This is a genomic window from Croceibacterium aestuarii, assembly GCF_030657335.1.
GTDB lineage: Bacteria > Pseudomonadota > Alphaproteobacteria > Sphingomonadales > Sphingomonadaceae > Croceibacterium_B > Croceibacterium_B aestuarii.
This window is the reverse complement of record NZ_CP131039.1, coordinates 1,000,038-1,015,314: the sequence shown is the minus strand read 5'-3', so window position 1 is coordinate 1,015,314 and position 15,277 is coordinate 1,000,038. Positions and strand designations below refer to the sequence as shown.

Here is a 15,277-nt window from a genome sequence, read left to right as displayed (position 1 = left end):
ATTACCCCTTTCCCCCGGCCGCCTCCTCTGCGTCGAGGCGCTGGACTTCGGCGCGGAAGGGCTTGAGGCCCATCCAGGTGACCACCAGCGAGGCCGGCAGAAACACGACGTGGAGCAGGACGATCGACCACCTGAGGTCGGCGGGCGAGGTGAAGATGTGGTCTGTCGTAAGCCCGGTGACGTAGGGCGCGAGCCCCACCCCGACCACCGTGTAGATGAACAAGTAGAGCGTCATGATCTGTCCGCGAATCTGGTTGGGCGAGATCGCTAGCATGACCGCGTTGAGCATAGGCCCGCTCATCCCCAGCGTGAGATAATAGACGCCGTTGAAGGCCAGCGACAGTTCGGGGATCGGCATCAGGGGCATCAGCACCGAGAATGGGATCGCAACCAGCCTCGTATAGAGAATGACCCGGTAGGCGCCCGCTGGATCGCCGCGATTCTGGAACCATTCGGCCCACTTCGCGCCGAGGAACAGCCCGGTTAGCATGAGCGGGATCGAAATTATGCCCGACGCGATGCCGTAAGTGGCCGGCGACCAGCCGTAGGTTCGCTCGAAGAAGGCCGCGCCCCAGGCGCGCCCCCCGACGTCTAGCGAACCGATGGTTAGCCCGATGAACATCGGCCCGAACACCGCGGAGTGTAGCCACAGGTACCTTATTGTGGTGCGGAAGCCCGCTCTTTCAGTCCGCAAAATGAGATTGTGGCGCGGGGGTTCCTTGACCGAGAGCATCAGCAGCGAGATGACCAGACCGGGCAGGCCGACGCCCAGCAGCACGACCTGCCAGGGACGGAGCGCGCCGACCAGCGGCAGATCGGGCGATCCGACCGTCGCCACTAGCCAGATCATCACCCCGCCAAGCAACGACGACAGTCCGCTTCCGGCGACCGTGCCGAGCTGGAGTGTTGCCACCGCCCGCGGCAGCCGCTCGCGCGGAAAGCTGTCGGCAACCATCGAATAGGCGGTCGGCCCGTTGACGGATTCTCCCGCGCCGACCGCGACCCGCGCGACGAACAGCTGTGCAAAGCTGGAAGCAAGGCCGGATGCGGCGGTGGCGAGGCTCCAGACCACCAGGCCGCCCATGACGATCCACTTGCGCGTCCAGCGATCGATGTACCGCGAAAACGGCACCGCCACGAGGGCGTAGAAGATTGCTTGAGTCGGCCCCAGCAGCAGCCCGGCCTGCGAGTCCGTGAGATCGAAGTCGGTCTTGATCTGCTGGATCAGCAATCCCAGAATATTCTGGTCGAGCAGTGCGAAGGTGGTGATGACGGCAAGAACGCCGACGGTGTACCAGGCCTGGCGCGGCGACGGATAATTGCGCGCAGCGGGCGCCGCGGCATCGCTTGCCATAACTGTCTTCTCCCCGCCCAGTCGCCCCTCTTAGCGCGCTTCCCTGCTATCCCCAACGCCCAGGTTCTGGCCCCATCACCGCGACCGGAAACAGGTCTCCGCTCAGCCCTGCCACCGAGGAGCGCTCTGCGACCCTCCCTAGCCAGTCTTGGACCTCGCTCGGATAACGCAGCCCCAGCGTGGCGAACTGGGCGAGGTGCGGGAACACCGCGATGTCGCCCAGCGTGAAGATATCGCCGCACAGCCACCGCTCGCCCCTGAGATCGGCCGCCAACCGCTCGCCGGCCGCGACCAGCATCTGGGTCGAAGTCTCGAGTTGCGCAGCCTCGAACCCGGCCATCGCCCGACGCCACAGAGCGGCTCGCTCGGGTAGGAGGCGATCGAGCCCGGCTTGCTCCCGTTCGGGCATTTTACCCTTCAACGCGGTCCAGCGAGCGATCGCGAGATGCGGGGCGATGTGGGTTTCGACGTACTTGCCCCACTTGGCGGCCTTGTAGCGCTGGCGCGGATCCGATCCGGCGAGCGGAGGCTCGGCGTACTGGTCATCGAGATATTGGAGGATGGCGAAGCTGTCGAACAGCATACGGCCGCCGTCCTGCAGTGTCGGCACCATGCCGTGGCAGTTGACCGCTAGGTAGCCTGGCGAATGCTGTTCGTAAGCGACCAGATCGAGCTTGTGCAGTTCGTGATCGAGCCCCTTTTCGGCGAGCGCAATGCGCACGGCGGTCGAATGCGCGGAACCGGGAGCGTAATGAAGCCTCATCATCGGGCGCCCGCCTCGCCCACGCCAAGTTGGCGCCGGATCTCCACCGCGCGCTGACTGAAAAAGCCGCGCCCCATGCGGAACGCGGCCTGAAGGCCCGGCCGTTCATGGCAGCGGCGCAGCCACCGCATGAGTCCCGGCGTCTCGCTGTCGTTGACGTGGTCGGAGCGCGACTGCGACAGAGGGTAGAAAGTCGCGAAGACGCAGATGTCGGCGAGCGAGAAGACTTCGCCTACCAGCCATTGCTGCCGGTCGAGGATGGCGGCGAACCGCTCCACCGCGTCCGTCAGGCGCCGCTCGGATTCGACGAGTTCTTCCTCCGCCGTCGACTGGAACATGAGCTTTTCCCAAGCCGCGCGACGTTCCGGGAGCGGGATTCGATCGAGCTGCGCCCGTAGTTCGTCAGGGTCCTGCCCAACGAAACGCGGCGCCGCCAGCCGGTTCGAAGCCAGCATTGCCAGCGAAGGCGCGACGACATTGTCCATGTAGCGCATGAGGACGCGCATTTCCCAGCGGCGGAAGGGGTCGTGCGGGCGCAGCGGTGGACCCTCGAAAGCCTCGTCGATGTACTCCATCGCTGGGGTGCTCTCGGTCATGACGAATCCGTCATGAACAATGGCCGGAATCGTCCCGTCGGGATTGATCGCAAGGAACTCGGACGAGAAATGCTCGTGCGCCCCCATGTCGACGTATCTATGGGTGAACGGCACGCCCTTTTCGGCGAGGCAGAACAGCGGCTTTCCCGAATTGGCATTCGGTTCCCAGGTGTAGACTTCCAGCATTATATTCCCGGCCCGGCTCTTGCCGCTGCGACCCGGACAAGCTGGCTATCCCGCCCTCTTGCTACCGTCAATCAGTTGCATTCAACTCATTCAAATTGCGTGTGGCCTTCCTCGTCGACAGGATTGCGGTCGTTCTCGGAGCACTGGAATTCGAGTAGCTTGCCGTACCTGTCGCGGCGATAGCGCGCCGTCACGTGGAACGGCTCCTCGAGCGCTTCGGGATCGTCCATGGTCATCTCGTTGACCAGCACGTCGGCATCGGCGGGGTCCAGATGGATGTGCTCGACGAGGTGAAACTTGTCGGAATGCGGCACGCCTGTGTCCATCTCGAGTTGCGGGTCGATCCCGATCGTGTCGACGACAAGAGTATCGCCATCCCAGTGGCCGATAGAATCTCCCATGAAGGTGGGATCGGGATCCTGCTCGTGCGCCCGTCCGTCGGTCCAGATGGTCCGCGTCTGCATCCACGCTTCCTGGTTGATGGTCACCCGGCCCGGCGCGAAGATGAACTCGTAAGGATACTGGGCGAGGCGCATGATGCGCGGCATGCCAGGCGGGCTGCAATTGGACCGTGCGCGCGGCACCACGCCGTCGTTCTCGGCCACCTGCCGGCGGAATTCCTCGAGCTTTTTGGCGTAGTCTGGCTTGAGCTTGGGCTTTGGCGGTGGCGGCGAACCGGGCGCGGGGCGCTCGAACATGACGAACCAGATGCCCCCCCAATCGGGAAGCGCATCGAGTGCGGCATAATGCCCCTTGGGATACGCTGCGCCCTCGCCTGCGGTCACGCCTTTGGGCGGCGGCGACTTCGGGGCAGCACCGAGTTGTGCGGAAGCCGGGGCGGCAAGCGCGACGGCCGCCGCCGCTGCAACAGTCCACGCCCGCATTAACCGACGTCGCCCAGTGTCGAACCGTCGACCAGCTTGACCCCGACATACGAGCCGCCCTTCGCCCCGGTGCGGAGCGGGTGGACATAAAGCGTGATCTTGTCGCCGGGCTTGAGCGACGAGCGCTTCCAGCCTTCCTGGACGAGGTTGTTCGGGCTGGTCATCTCGATGGCCCAGTTTTCCGTCCCTTCCGGCGCCTTGACGTCAACGAGAATGAAGCTGTGCGGGTTCTGCCACTTGAATTTCGTCACCGTGGCATCGAGTGCGATAGTCTTCTTCATGTCGAACATGGAATAGGAATGATGCGCTGCGGCCGGCACGGCGCTGAGCGCCAGCGCGGGGAGCAGCAGCTTGCCAAATGTGTTCATCGTTGCTTCTCCAATCTTCACGGCTGAGGCACGTTGACCGGCTGACCGTTCTTCGGAAGCCCGGAATCGAGCACACTTCCGTCGGCCTTCGTCAGGTCGAGAAAAAGTCCACCCGGCTTGCCGGTGCGCAGCGGATTCATGCGCAGGGTGACCTTGTCGCCCCTCTTCAGCGAGGAGCGCAGCCAGCCCTGCCGCTTGAGGTTGTTCGGGCTGTTGAGTTCGATCGACCAGTGTTGGCCGCTCGCGTCCATTTCGATGAATGCGTGCGGGTTGGTCCACTGAAACTCGGTCACTTTACCTTCCAGAGTCATGACCTTTTTCTGGTCGAACATTGCAAAACTGTGGTGAGCGAGCGCCGGCGTGGCAGTCAGCATTGCCGCCGCACCCGCAAGGGCCCATGGCCTAATTTCCATTTTCGCTTCCTTCGAGTTCGGTCTGCCCCCGCGCCTTCGCCGCCTTGCTGCCCAGTTCGGTGCCCGGCAGGTTCTCGTTGTATTGCAGGATGCAGTGGCTTTCGTTGATGTCGGTGTAGTCAGCGCGATCGAATTCCTTGACCGAGCGCCACTCGCCTTCCCACATGTCGGGATCGGTCATAATGTATTCGATGCGCATCTTGTCGGGCTTGGGCATCGAGATCCGCTCGACCATGGCAAACTGGTCCGAAATCGGAATGCCGGCGTCGATGTAGTGGTGGTCGGGTTCGAAATAGCGCGTGTCGACGACAAGCGTATCGCCTTCCCAGTGACCGATCGACTCGCCGTTGTAGCTCGGCACCACGATATCCGGATCGGTATGTTCGCGCCCGTCGAGGAAGATGGTGCGGACGGCGTTGTTGAACCCCGAGATCATGTAGATCGCCGTCGGCAACTGGATGAATGCGTGCGGCCACACGCGCGTCATGATCATCGGCATGCCCGGCGGGTAACACTGGCCGATCGCGTCATGATATGTCTCGTTGCGCGCGGCATACTTGGGCGCCTCGATCAGCGCCTCGCGTCCTTCGGCATAGAACTTCGGATACGGAGGCCCGAACATGAACTTGGCGAAGCCTTCGTGCAGGTCGACGAACCAGGTCCCGGTGACGTCGAAAGGGGGCTTGGGACGCAGCTTGTTGAGATTCTCGGGCGCCAGCGCACCCAGATAGCCCGGGTGCTTCGGCACCATCTCGCTGTATCGCTCGGGAGGAATAGGCGTCAGCGGGCGCACGACCTCCGGCTGCGCCGGAAGGTCGCCTTCGGCAGGATAGGCATCCTGTGCCGCTGCAGGCGTAGCTAGGCCGGCTGCCAGGAATGCAAGGATTACCAAATACCGCAAGACCCTCTCCCTTATCGCGACCTTTTTGACTTTCTCACATTGCTTAGCGCTGAACGAGGCTGGTGTCAGCCCAAATCCTTCTCCAGCAGCCAATTTTCGATAATCGCCGCCACGTCGTCGCTATTGCTCTCGAGCTGCATCGCGTGGCCGTTGCCGTGGACACCGCGCTCTTCGAGGCGAACATGCTCCGCCGCGACACCCGCCTGACGCAGAAACGCGACCGCGGCGTGGTTGTCGGCCGCCATCCAGGAAGCCTCGGCGGTCACGACGACCACCGGAAAGCCCGCGGCAAGGTTGGGCAGGCGCCGCGCAGGTTCGGCCTGCACCTTATACGCAATCAAGCCTTCGCCGGGCGAAGCGCGCTCCTCGCTCGCAAGCTCTTCGCCTTCCGCCAGGGGCGGGTCATAGGTCAGCGGCGCGTGGGCGATGCCGTAGGGCAGCGGGCCGCTGATCGCCTCGAACGGCGGACCGAGCGGCTCGGCGGCGATCAGGCCCTTAACCAGATCGGGGCGCGCATCGGCGATGAGCCATCCCGGCGGGCCGCCGGCAGAATGAGTCAGCAAGATCGCCGGGCCGATGCGGTCGAGCAGTTCGGCCCCCGCGCGCTGCGCATCGGCCTGCCACTGCGCCGCATCGGACAGCGTCGGTCCGGTCCCGGCCAGAAAGGCAAGGAACGCAGGGTCGTCCATCTTGCCTGTTCCCGGCCATTTGTCGTGCAGTTTCGCTTGCGGGTAATTGTCATCGAAGTCCTGCGGCCGGGTAAACAGCCGTTCGAGGAACACTGTCGGCCCGGGCCCGGCCATCTCGCCCTGGAAGGCCGGCTGGAACGGGCTGCGGCCGTGCTGCGGGCGATCGACCACGTAGACCGCCCAGCCGCGGCGAACGAACCAGTGGACCCACCCTTCCCGCCCATCGGCGGTGCCGAGGAAATCGGTGCCTTGCCCGCCGCCGCCGTGTATCATCACGATCGGCCACCGGTGTTTCAGGTCGTGCGGAATCCAGTACTCGTTGTACTGCTGGCCGCGCATCGCCTTGCCCGCCACCGGATGGTCGATCAGCTCGCCGCCGGTCCAGAAGAAGCCCTGTGCCGCCAGTTCGAGCGGCTCACCGCTGCCCGCCGCGTGGAGCGCCGCCGGCCGCACGTCGCGCGCCATCAGTGAATCTGCCCCTGCCGGCCGGCAATGTCGATCGCCACGCGCGGCGTCGGGTCGGCGTCGGCCCAGCGCGAGCCGGGCCGCAGCACGTCGCCGATCACCTTGTAGGCGAAGAGCATCAGCAGCGCCCCGGATTCGGGGTTCTCTGACAGCGCCTTCACCGCGGCGAGGTCCTTCTGGCGCTGTTCGGGGTCCTTTTCCTGCAGCATGCGCTTGTTCTCTGTCGCCGCCGGGGAGACGACATCCCAGAACACCCGCCGCCGCTCACTGGAGAAACGGTCGAGGATATCCTCATCTTCCTCGCCGCGGATCACCGCGCCGAGCACATCGGCCAGCACCACGCCGGTCCACACTCCGGAGGTCAGGCCGAGCCCGCCGCACGGGTTGGTCGCATGCGCCGCGTCGCCGGCGAGCAGAACATGGCCCTTGCGCAGGGTCTCCGCCGCGCGCTGGTGCAGCATGTAGGGGCTCGAGGAGACGAGTTCGTAATCCTTGCTCCCCTGCATGAACCATTCGTAGCGCTGGTGAATCCGCTCCTCGTAGGTGTCGAGCGGCAGGCTCGCGTCCTCCATGTAGGTGCAGCGCCACAAACCGTCGCGGTCGAGCTGGGCAATCACCGCCATGTTGACCGGGTCGCAGACGAAATTGGCCTGGCAGTAGCCGAGGCGACGGAAGTCGAACTTCACGTTGGTGGCGACGAAACGCTCGGGCCAGGTGTGCCCTTCGAATTTGATGTCGGCCAATCGGCGCACCGTACTGCGCGCGCCATCCGCGCCGATCAGCCAGTCGGCGGCAAAGGTTTTCTCCCCGTCGGCCGAGCTGACCGTGACGCTGACCCCGTCCGCGGAGTCGGTGAACGCAGTTACCTCGTGATCGAACAATATCTCCACGCCGCACTCGATCGCGTGCTCCATCGCTACGCGAGCGACGTCGTGCTGCCCGGCATGCAGTTGGTAGTCGTAGGGAATACCCTCGACCGGCTCGGTGCTGACCACCGACGAATAGCCGAATTCGGGGACGTGGGTGCCGAAGTCCCGATTCTGGAACCCTATCGCATTGAGCTCGTCGAGCAGGCCCAGCTCTTCCAGGATGATCAGCGTTGAAGGGAAATAAACCGCAGCCCGCGGGCTGTTGATGATATCGGGCTCACGCTCGAGCACCGTAACCGAGGCCCCGCCCTGGGCCAGCGTCAGCGCGGTCAGCATTCCGACCGGTCCGGCCCCGACCACGATTACGTCCCTGCGCTCGCTCATCCCTGAATCTCTCCTCAGCGGTGGAGTCCTATCGGCTGATTTGATTCAGGCAAAGGTGTATGCTGACAATTCAGCCGCGGGATATTTGAGTTTCCTTTTCGGTGATGAACTCGACCAGCGCGGGTTGTCCCGCTTCGATCGCCGCGATCGCGCGTTGCAGCGCCGGGACGATTTCGCTTGCTTCGGTCACCCGCTCGCCGTGGCAGCCGAGCGAACGGGCGAACATCGCGTAATCGCCGCTGATGTCGGTGGCGCGATACTTCTCGGTCGCCACCGGCATGATCGGCAGCTCAATCGCCATCGCCTCGTTGTTGAGCAGGATGGAGAGAATCGGGATTCCGTCGCGCGCCGCTGTCTCGAGGTCTGTGCCGGTAAAGCCGATCGCCGCATCGCCCCAGACGTTGATGCACAGCTTGTCCGGGCATGCGAGCTTGGCGCCCATGGCGAGGCCGAGGCCGTAGCCGAGCTGGGTCGACTTTCCCCAGCCGATATAGCTGTGCGGGGAGGTCGACTTCCAAAACGGCACGAGCTGGTCGCGCGGGGAGCCGGCGTCGTGGGTGATGATGGTATTGTCGACATCGACGGTGTCGTAGAGGTCGCGCAGCACGCGGTACGGCGAAAGCGGTGAAGTCTCCTGCGATCGCTTGGCTTCCCAGTTGGCCAACCACTCGCGTTCGCAATCCTTGATCGCCTGCGCCACCGCGGAATTGTCGCGCGGAGTGGGCTCGCGCCGCTTCGCCTCGGCAAGCATGGCCGCCAGGGTCAACTTCGCATCGCCGACCAGCGCCACTTCACTCGGTACCGATTTGTCGACGTCGAGGGGATCGAGCGTGGCGTGAATCACCCGCTTGCCGGCGGGAATTGCGAGGCCGAACGATGTCGCGGTGAAGCTGCAACCGACGCCGAACAGCACGTCGCACTCGTCGAGCCACTTGCGCACGCAGCCGTTGATCCCGTTGCCACCCGAACCGAGCGCCAGCGGGTGGGTCTCGTCGAACGCGGACTTGCCCGGCAGGCTGGTCATCACCGGAATGGCCAGGTGCTCGGCCAAGGCGCGCAGTTCGTCGTAGGCTTCGGACCAGTGGATGCCCTGCCCGGCGTAGATTGCCGGGTTCTTCGCGCTCATCAGCAGGTTGAGCGCGGCCGAGATGCTTTCGGCGGACGACTGCGAGGTCAGCACCTTGCCGGGAACGTACTCGAAGTCGCCCTGGTAGGGCTTGTCGAGCACGTCGTAGGGCAGCTCGATCACCACCGGCTGCGGGCGGCCGTTGCGGAGCATCGAGAAGGCGCGGCGCATCACCGGCACGACCTGGTCGCCGCTGGTCAGCGGTTCGGCGTGTTTGGCATAAGTCGCCATGGAGCGGACCGAGTTGAAATTGTGCGGCACGTACATCTGGCTGAGCGCATAGCCCTGCGGCATGACCAGCACCGGCACGCTTTCGGCAAAGGCCTGCGCCACCCCGCCCATGGCGTTTTCCGCGCCGGGACCTTGCTGCATGACGAAGACGCCCATCTGGCCGCCCTTGCTCATCCGGCTGACCGCGTCGGCCATGTGCATGCCGGTGCGTTCCTGGCGCACGATCACGGTGCGGATGTCGATCCGCGCCGCCGCTTCGAGGATCTGGTTGCGCGGATAGCCGAAGACGATCTCCACCCCCTCGCGCTTGAGCACCGCGGCGATGGCGTCGGCCACCGTGCCGTTGGCGTGCACCTGCTGGTCGGCCTTGCCGCTCCCCTGCCGCACTTCACTTCCCCTCAATTGATTCGGTCAAACATCCAGTAGCTGGCGAGGATTCCCACGCAATAGGCGGCAATCCGCTGGACCCGGTGGGGATTGCCAAGCGCCGGCAGTCGGGCAAGGACATGAAGCATCGCGAACACCAGCGCGGCAAAGATCACCTGGCCCAGCTCGATGCCGAGGTTGAAGGCCAGCAGCGCGGTGACCAGCCCTTCCTTGGGCAGGCCAATCTGCCCGAGCACGGCGGCGAAGCCGAAGCCGTGCAACAAGCCGAAGCTCATCGCCACGAACACCGGCCTGCGCCAGGTCAGCGTGTCGCGCGGACCCTTGGCGATCTCCACCGCGAGGAACACGATCGACAGCGCAATCACTGCCTCGACCGCGCCGGGCGGGAAGGTCATCAGCCCGAGCGCGGCGAGCGCCAGGGTGATCGAATGCGAGATTGTGAACCCGGTGATGGTCACCGCGGTGCGCCGCCAGGTCCCGGCGATGAAGATCAGTCCAGCGACGAACAGCAGGTGGTCGATCCCGGTCCAGATGTGTTCGACGCCGAGGCGCAGGAAACGCAGGAACAGGTTTTCCTCGGCAGGATGGGCGGGAATGGCCACCGCGAGCTCACCGGGCTGGGCGAGAATCGTCTCCTCCGCGCCGCTCGCCGGGTGAAGGCGGGCGATGGTCGCCAGCGGCGGCGCACTGCGCGGATAGGCCAGTGCGATCGACTTGCCTGCCAGCGGCTCGCCGCATCGGAAACGGACCCCGCCCCAGTAGCCCAGCGCATCGCTCCACCGGCGGCTGGGACCGAGCGCTTCGCAGCCATCCGGCACGCTCGCCTCGGGCACCATGTGGGCGGCAAGGTTGGCCGGCACGCGCCAGCGCATGTCCCACTCGCCCGGCTTGCCCTCGTCGAGGGTCATCGCCAGCGGACGGTTGTCGTCGGCCCGCGCCGCGCCGGGGATCAGCGCCAGCAACAGGGCAAGCCACAGAAACCGGATCACCGCGCGCGCACCTCGTAGCGGCCGAGCAACTTGGCGACCGCCTCGGCGGTCACGGCGTTGCGCTTCGCCGCCATGGCGTCTTCGCGCACCCGCCCTTCGATCTCCTCGAAAGCGGGCACATTGGCCGGCGTCAGCTCGCGGAGCTGCACCAGGTGCCAGCCATGGTCGGACTTGACCGGCCCCTGCCAGCCGGGTCCGGGCTGGAGGGCAAGCAGCGACTGAACAAAGCCGATGCCGAACTGCCCGGCGAGTTCCTCGGTCCCGGCGTCCGCGTAATTGGTCTGGTAGAGGAACCGATCGCCGTATTCCTGCGCGCTCGCGTCCTTGCGCAGCCGCGCCAGCGCCGCCCCGGCGCGAACCTTGCCATCGGGGCCGGCGAAGAACAGGTGGCTGAAACTGGCCGAAGCCGGTTCGGCATAAGCGGCCTTGTTGTCCTGGTAGAACTTGCGCACTTCGGCATCGCCGACCGAAATGTCGCTCGCGGCCTCCTGGGTCAGGACCTGCCGCATCTGCTGGATGGTGCGCATGCGCACCACGCCGTCGACCGTGTCGAGGCCGAGCGCCCGCCCTTCGCGCCACAGCGCCTCGTCTGCAGCGGTTTCGCGGACCAGCTTCTGCCGGTCGGCGGCCGGCATCGCCTGCAACGCCCTGAGCGCCGCCTGTCGGTCGGTCGTGCCGGTCTGCTGCAGTAGCCTGGTCGCCAGGGCATCGTCGTCCACGACGATGACGTGCCCTGCCTCCGGGACCGGCGAAAGCAGCGAAGCGCCGAAGTAGAGCAGCACGCCGGCAATCAGGAAATGGACAAGCGGCTCGCGCAGCCAGCCGGGTGCCTTCACGGAGCGTACCACACCGGGGAAGACCAGGCGCGTTCCTGCAGCGTGGTCGAGAACCTCAGCGTTTCCGGGTCGATGCCCAGCGCGAGTGCGTCGTAGACGTGCTGGCGGATAGTCGGAACCTGCAGCACGCGGACGTAATAGAACGCGCGCTGCTTCGGATCGAATTGCGGATCGCTCCAGAACGTCGCCAGCTCGCTCGCCCCAGCGTTCCAGTCATTGCGCCAGTGCACCTTGTCGACCGGATTGGCGACCGCCGGCAGCTTGCCGTCGGCGCCGATCCGGCGATTTCCAGACCAGGCGACGTCGAAGATCTTCTCGTGCGTGTTGCCGCCGGCGTCGACCCAGCCCTTGACCACCTGCACGCGGTCGAGCCCCGCAGCGCGCGGGTCCTTCGCCGCGCGGATGACGAATTGCGGGGCCGCGCCGGTCGACGGCGCGAGCTGGCCGCCCATCGGCACGCCCTTGCGGTAGCCCATGGCGCCGAAATCGCGCGCGTTCTCGTCGCCCCTGGCGAAGCGGTATCCGGCGAACAGCCGCACGCTCATGCGCGGGCCACTGGTGCCGTAGACCTCGCGGCGGCGGAACGCCGCGAAGATCGACTTGCGGTCGTTGTGATCGGCCCACGCGCCGGTCAGGCCCGCGGCGGACATTTCGGCCGCGTGGAACGGCACGGGCGGCAAGTTGTCGCCGATCCGTTCCGAGGGCAGAACGTCCTCACCCATCTTGCCGAGGAAGGCTTCCTCGCGGACCGTGCTGAAGCCGGTATGCGTATCGGTCGCGCCGCCGATGCCGAGCTTGAACGGGTTGACTCCGATGCGCTGCTCTTCGGCCAGGCCGCGCATCAGCGCGGTGCGGACATAGGACCCGGCCATCGGCTTGATCGCTTGCCCAGTGAGCAAAGCATTGCGCAGTTCGAATCCGGCGAACTCGTCGTTCGGCGAAAGCGCAGGGTCGGTTTCCGAGGTGCCCTTGTACTGGGCGATCTCCGCCACCGGCTCCCAGGCTTGGCGGGTCCGCGCATACTGTGCGGTGAACGGCTTTCCGTCGCTGTCGGTCAGGGCGAACATCAGACCCTCCGACAGGTTCGAGTTGTGCGGCATCGCCAGGAAGTCGACCCCGGTGCGCGCCTTCGTCTGCTCCAGGAAACGCCACAGGTCCTCGGGTCGCTCGCTCTGGTAATAGTTGTAGGGCAGGAACTGGCGCGCGGTGACGCCGTCCGTATCGGTCATCACCACGCGGTGCAGGTTGCGAATGTTGGGCGACGAGGTCCATTCCCAGCCGACGAAAGCGGTGAACTTGCCCGGTTCGTTGTAGCGGTCGGCCGCGGCGGCCTCGGCGTTCCATGCCGGCTGGCGTACCGCGGGATCGTTGAGCGCGTCGTACTGCGCCCGCGCCTGGTCCGGCGGCAGGGCGAGTCCCATGACCGCCGCCGACAGCGCGCGGGCACCCTTCTCCTTGAACAGTTCCCACAGCCGGTGGCCGGTCGGATTGGCCAGCAGCGCCGGATCTTCGTGCGCGACCCGGATCGGGACCGAGAGGTTTTCCGCGTGGTCGGAGATGACGATGAAATCGAGCGGGCGGTCGATGCGTATGCGCGTCTGGGTGCGCGGATGAACGACGGGGAAGCCTTTGGCGAAGCGATAGGCGGTATCGATGTCGGCCGCCGCCTTGCCCGAGCTGAAGGCGTCGGCCGAATTGATCGTGTGCACGTGGGTATCGCCCCACAGCAGCATTCGATCTCCCGCCGGTGCCGAAACGCGGGTCGAACCGGCCAGTTCGACCTTGAGCGGACGGTCCGCGGGCGCGGGCGACTGCTGCGTGCAGCCGGCCAGCACCAGCGCGGCGAGGACGGTGAGGGTTACGGGGTGTAGTATACGGGCGATGTCCATGCGCGCTCCTGCAGCCAGGGTCTGGTGGTCGGCGAGAGCGGAATGCCGCTCTTGACCGAGAGATAGGTCGCCCAGCGCGGCGTCGGGATTTCGATGACCCGCGCATAATAGATCGCCCGTTCGGCAGGATCGAAATCCGGGTCGTGCCAGGTGCCGACCAGCTCGGCGGCGCCAATCGAGTTGTTGTAGGTCGCGGTTCGGGCATCGACAGTGTTGCCGACCGGGCCGACCTTGCCGTCCGCGCCGCGGCGGCGATTGCCCGACCAGGCAACGTCGTAGACTTTCTCGTAGGATTTTCCGTGTTCGCGCCACAGCTTGACCACCTGAATGCGGTCGAGATTGCCCGAGAGCGGATCCTTGGCCGCCTGCACGACGAAACTCGGTCCGCCCGCCCCGGAGACCGGATGGGCGAGGTTGCCTCCCATCGGCACACCCCAGCGATAGGCCCTGCGGGCCCAGTCGCCGCCTTTCGTCAACGCCGTCGCGTCACCCCAGCCGGCGAACATCCGTACACGGATGCGCGGGCCCGAGGTGGCGTAGGTCTCCCGCCGGCGCAGCGCGTCGAAGATCGCCTCGCGGGTGTTCGCGTCGGCCCACACGCCGGTGATGCCCGAGGCCGAGAGATTGGCTAGCGGGCTGCCGATGACCGGCGAATCGGCAGTGAGGATTTCCTCGGCATTGGCCGGGTCGTCGGACAGACCGAGGCCGCCAGGGTAGTTGTCCTCTTCGCTCGCCGAGACGCCCGAGTGGAAGTCGCTCGCCCCGACGAAGCCCTGCGCGAACGGATTGACGCCGAGCGTCTCGGCCAGTTCCATCCCTCGCTTGAGTCCGGGCCGGACATAATTGGCCTGCGCATCGCCTTTGCTGGCGATGAGCTCGAAATCGGCGAATTCGTCTCCGGGTGATAGTTCGGGCCGGGTCTCGCTCGTCCCCTTGATCTGGGTCATCTCGACTAGCGGTTCGTTGCGCGCACGCCGGGCCGCGTAGTCCGCGGTCATGGGATTGCCGTAAGTATCGGTCAGCCCGAACGCCATGCCCGAAGACAGGTTGGAATTGTGCGGGATCATCAGCGATTCGATCCCCTCGCGCCGGTTCTGCTCGGCATAGGCCCACAGCGCCTCGTGGTGCATCGAATCGGTCGAGCCGAACGGCATCGCCGGGTACTTCGGCCCGCGGAAGATGACGTTGCGGTGCATGTGCCCGCCGTTCGACCGGATCGTCGGCGAATATTCGAAGGCGACCAGCGCGGTGAAGCGACCGGGGCGGTAATTACGCTCGGCCGCCGCGATCTCGTCCTGCCAATTCGAATAGACCAGCGCCGGGTTGGTCAGTCCTTCGCGGTCCTCGCCGTACAGGCCGGCGACAGCGAGGCGGAACAGCTTGAACATGTCGGCGCCGCCGTGATGCCCCATGAGCGGCACCCAGTCCCGGCTGGGCGGCGGCATCTCGCCGCTCATCACCTTGCGCACGTTGCCGAGGTATTCGGCGTGGTCGGTCACGGCGAGGAAATCGAGCGGAGCGCGGCGCTGCACCGTGCGGCCGAGATAGGTGACAGGCTCTCCCATGGCATAGCGATAGGCATCGTCGGGCGTGGTCTCGGTCTTCGAAGCGGCCGCGTCGAGCGAATAGCTGGTGTGCAGGTGGAGATCACCGAAAAGCACCACGCGGTCGCCGGCATCGCTCGCCACGGGCACGGCCGCAGCCGCTGCCTCGACGGCCGGACGCCCCGCCTCGGTGCGTGGCGAGGCCGGCGAACAAGCCGCGATGGCCGCCACGGCTGCCATGCTCGCCATTACGCCCGTCGCCGTTCGGTTGCCCGCCATGGTCTTCACCCTCTCCCCGGAACTCCATGGCTCCCTTGCAGGGGCACCATGTCAGTTTGACCGACCCCGGGGAAGTGAGGTGCAGCCTATCACCGCAATAACCAGCTGGTTATCGCTTTGCAGG

Annotated in this window: 14 protein-coding genes; all 14 read right to left on the bottom strand. The window is 65.7% G+C overall.

The features are described 5' to 3' along the window. Nucleotide 1: 1 nt before the first annotated feature. Nucleotides 2-1,354: an MFS transporter gene (locus Q7I88_RS04865; protein ID WP_305097912.1), complete on the bottom strand. Its 1,353-nt coding sequence runs from the start codon at nt 1,352-1,354 to the stop codon at nt 2-4. A 46-nt stretch (nt 1,355-1,400) separates the two neighbouring features. After that, a complete protein-coding gene (locus Q7I88_RS04860; protein WP_305097911.1) occupies nt 1,401-2,120 on the bottom strand; it encodes a glutathione S-transferase family protein in 720 nt (239 codons plus the stop codon). Then, nucleotides 2,117-2,899 carry a glutathione S-transferase family protein gene (locus Q7I88_RS04855; protein WP_305097910.1) on the bottom strand — a complete coding sequence of 261 codons (783 nt, stop codon included), beginning with the start codon at nt 2,897-2,899 and terminating at the stop codon, nt 2,117-2,119. Before Q7I88_RS04855 ends, Q7I88_RS04860 begins: the two co-directional genes overlap by 4 nt. An 86-nt stretch (nt 2,900-2,985) precedes the next feature. Then, nucleotides 2,986-3,783, bottom strand: a complete 798-nt coding sequence (locus Q7I88_RS04850; protein ID WP_305097909.1) for a hypothetical protein — start codon at nt 3,781-3,783, stop codon at nt 2,986-2,988. Beyond that, on the bottom strand, nt 3,783-4,151 hold the full coding sequence (locus Q7I88_RS04845) for a DUF6152 family protein (RefSeq protein ID WP_305097908.1): 369 nt from the start codon (nt 4,149-4,151) through the stop codon (nt 3,783-3,785). The genes Q7I88_RS04850 and Q7I88_RS04845 overlap by 1 nt, the downstream gene beginning before the upstream one ends. 17 nt (nt 4,152-4,168) lie before the next feature. Beyond that, complete coding sequence (locus tag Q7I88_RS04840) at nt 4,169-4,525, bottom strand: DUF6152 family protein (protein ID WP_305097907.1); 357 nt, start codon at nt 4,523-4,525, stop codon at nt 4,169-4,171. 28 nt (nt 4,526-4,553) lie between these two features. Beyond that, nucleotides 4,554-5,465 (bottom strand): hypothetical protein, encoded by a 912-nt coding sequence (locus tag Q7I88_RS04835; protein WP_305097906.1) that lies wholly within the window; start codon nt 5,463-5,465, stop codon nt 4,554-4,556. Nucleotides 5,466-5,530: 65 nt separating this feature from the next. Next, complete coding sequence (locus Q7I88_RS04830; RefSeq protein ID WP_305097905.1) at nt 5,531-6,619, bottom strand: alpha/beta hydrolase; 1,089 nt, start codon at nt 6,617-6,619, stop codon at nt 5,531-5,533. Next, the gene (locus Q7I88_RS04825) at nt 6,619-7,872 is read right to left on the bottom strand and encodes an FAD-dependent oxidoreductase (RefSeq protein ID WP_305097904.1); all 1,254 of its coding nucleotides are present in this window, start codon (nt 7,870-7,872) and stop codon (nt 6,619-6,621) included. The genes Q7I88_RS04830 and Q7I88_RS04825 overlap by 1 nt, the downstream gene beginning before the upstream one ends. A 70-nt stretch (nt 7,873-7,942) precedes the next feature. After that, nucleotides 7,943-9,616 (bottom strand): thiamine pyrophosphate-requiring protein, encoded by a 1,674-nt coding sequence (locus Q7I88_RS04820; RefSeq protein WP_305097903.1) that lies wholly within the window; start codon nt 9,614-9,616, stop codon nt 7,943-7,945. A gap of 11 nt (nt 9,617-9,627) precedes the next feature. Beyond that, nucleotides 9,628-10,605 carry a HupE/UreJ family protein gene (locus tag Q7I88_RS04815; RefSeq protein WP_305097902.1) on the bottom strand — a complete coding sequence of 326 codons (978 nt, stop codon included), beginning with the start codon at nt 10,603-10,605 and terminating at the stop codon, nt 9,628-9,630. Next, nucleotides 10,602-11,441: a peptidylprolyl isomerase gene (locus Q7I88_RS04810; RefSeq protein WP_305097901.1), complete on the bottom strand. Its 840-nt coding sequence runs from the start codon at nt 11,439-11,441 to the stop codon at nt 10,602-10,604. Before Q7I88_RS04810 ends, Q7I88_RS04815 begins: the two co-directional genes overlap by 4 nt. Continuing rightward, on the bottom strand, nt 11,438-13,330 hold the full coding sequence (locus Q7I88_RS04805) for a DUF3604 domain-containing protein (protein WP_305097900.1): 1,893 nt from the start codon (nt 13,328-13,330) through the stop codon (nt 11,438-11,440). Before Q7I88_RS04805 ends, Q7I88_RS04810 begins: the two co-directional genes overlap by 4 nt. Further along, on the bottom strand, nt 13,300-15,153 hold the full coding sequence (locus Q7I88_RS04800; protein ID WP_305097899.1) for a DUF3604 domain-containing protein: 1,854 nt from the start codon (nt 15,151-15,153) through the stop codon (nt 13,300-13,302). Before Q7I88_RS04800 ends, Q7I88_RS04805 begins: the two co-directional genes overlap by 31 nt. Nucleotides 15,154-15,277 lie beyond the last annotated feature (124 nt).

Bases quoted from the DNA above. Each gene is read 5' to 3' on its own strand.
- Q7I88_RS04830 (WP_305097905.1), bottom strand. From the start codon at position 6,619: ATGGCGCGCGACGTGCGGCCGGCGGCGCTCCACGCGGCGGGCAGCGGT.
- Q7I88_RS04840 (WP_305097907.1), bottom strand. From the start codon at position 4,525: ATGCTGACTGCCACGCCGGCGCTCGCTCACCACAGTTTTGCAATGTTC.
- Q7I88_RS04800 (WP_305097899.1), bottom strand. From the start codon at position 15,153: ATGGCGGGCAACCGAACGGCGACGGGCGTAATGGCGAGCATGGCAGCC.
- Q7I88_RS04865 (WP_305097912.1), bottom strand. From the start codon at position 1,354: ATGGCAAGCGATGCCGCGGCGCCCGCTGCGCGCAATTATCCGTCGCCG.
- Q7I88_RS04825 (WP_305097904.1), bottom strand. From the start codon at position 7,872: ATGAGCGAGCGCAGGGACGTAATCGTGGTCGGGGCCGGACCGGTCGGA.
- Q7I88_RS04860 (WP_305097911.1), bottom strand. From the start codon at position 2,120: ATGATGAGGCTTCATTACGCTCCCGGTTCCGCGCATTCGACCGCCGTG.
- Q7I88_RS04805 (WP_305097900.1), bottom strand. From the start codon at position 13,330: ATGGACATCGCCCGTATACTACACCCCGTAACCCTCACCGTCCTCGCC.
- Q7I88_RS04855 (WP_305097910.1), bottom strand. From the start codon at position 2,899: ATGCTGGAAGTCTACACCTGGGAACCGAATGCCAATTCGGGAAAGCCG.
- Q7I88_RS04850 (WP_305097909.1), bottom strand. From the start codon at position 3,783: ATGCGGGCGTGGACTGTTGCAGCGGCGGCGGCCGTCGCGCTTGCCGCC.
- Q7I88_RS04845 (WP_305097908.1), bottom strand. From the start codon at position 4,151: ATGAACACATTTGGCAAGCTGCTGCTCCCCGCGCTGGCGCTCAGCGCC.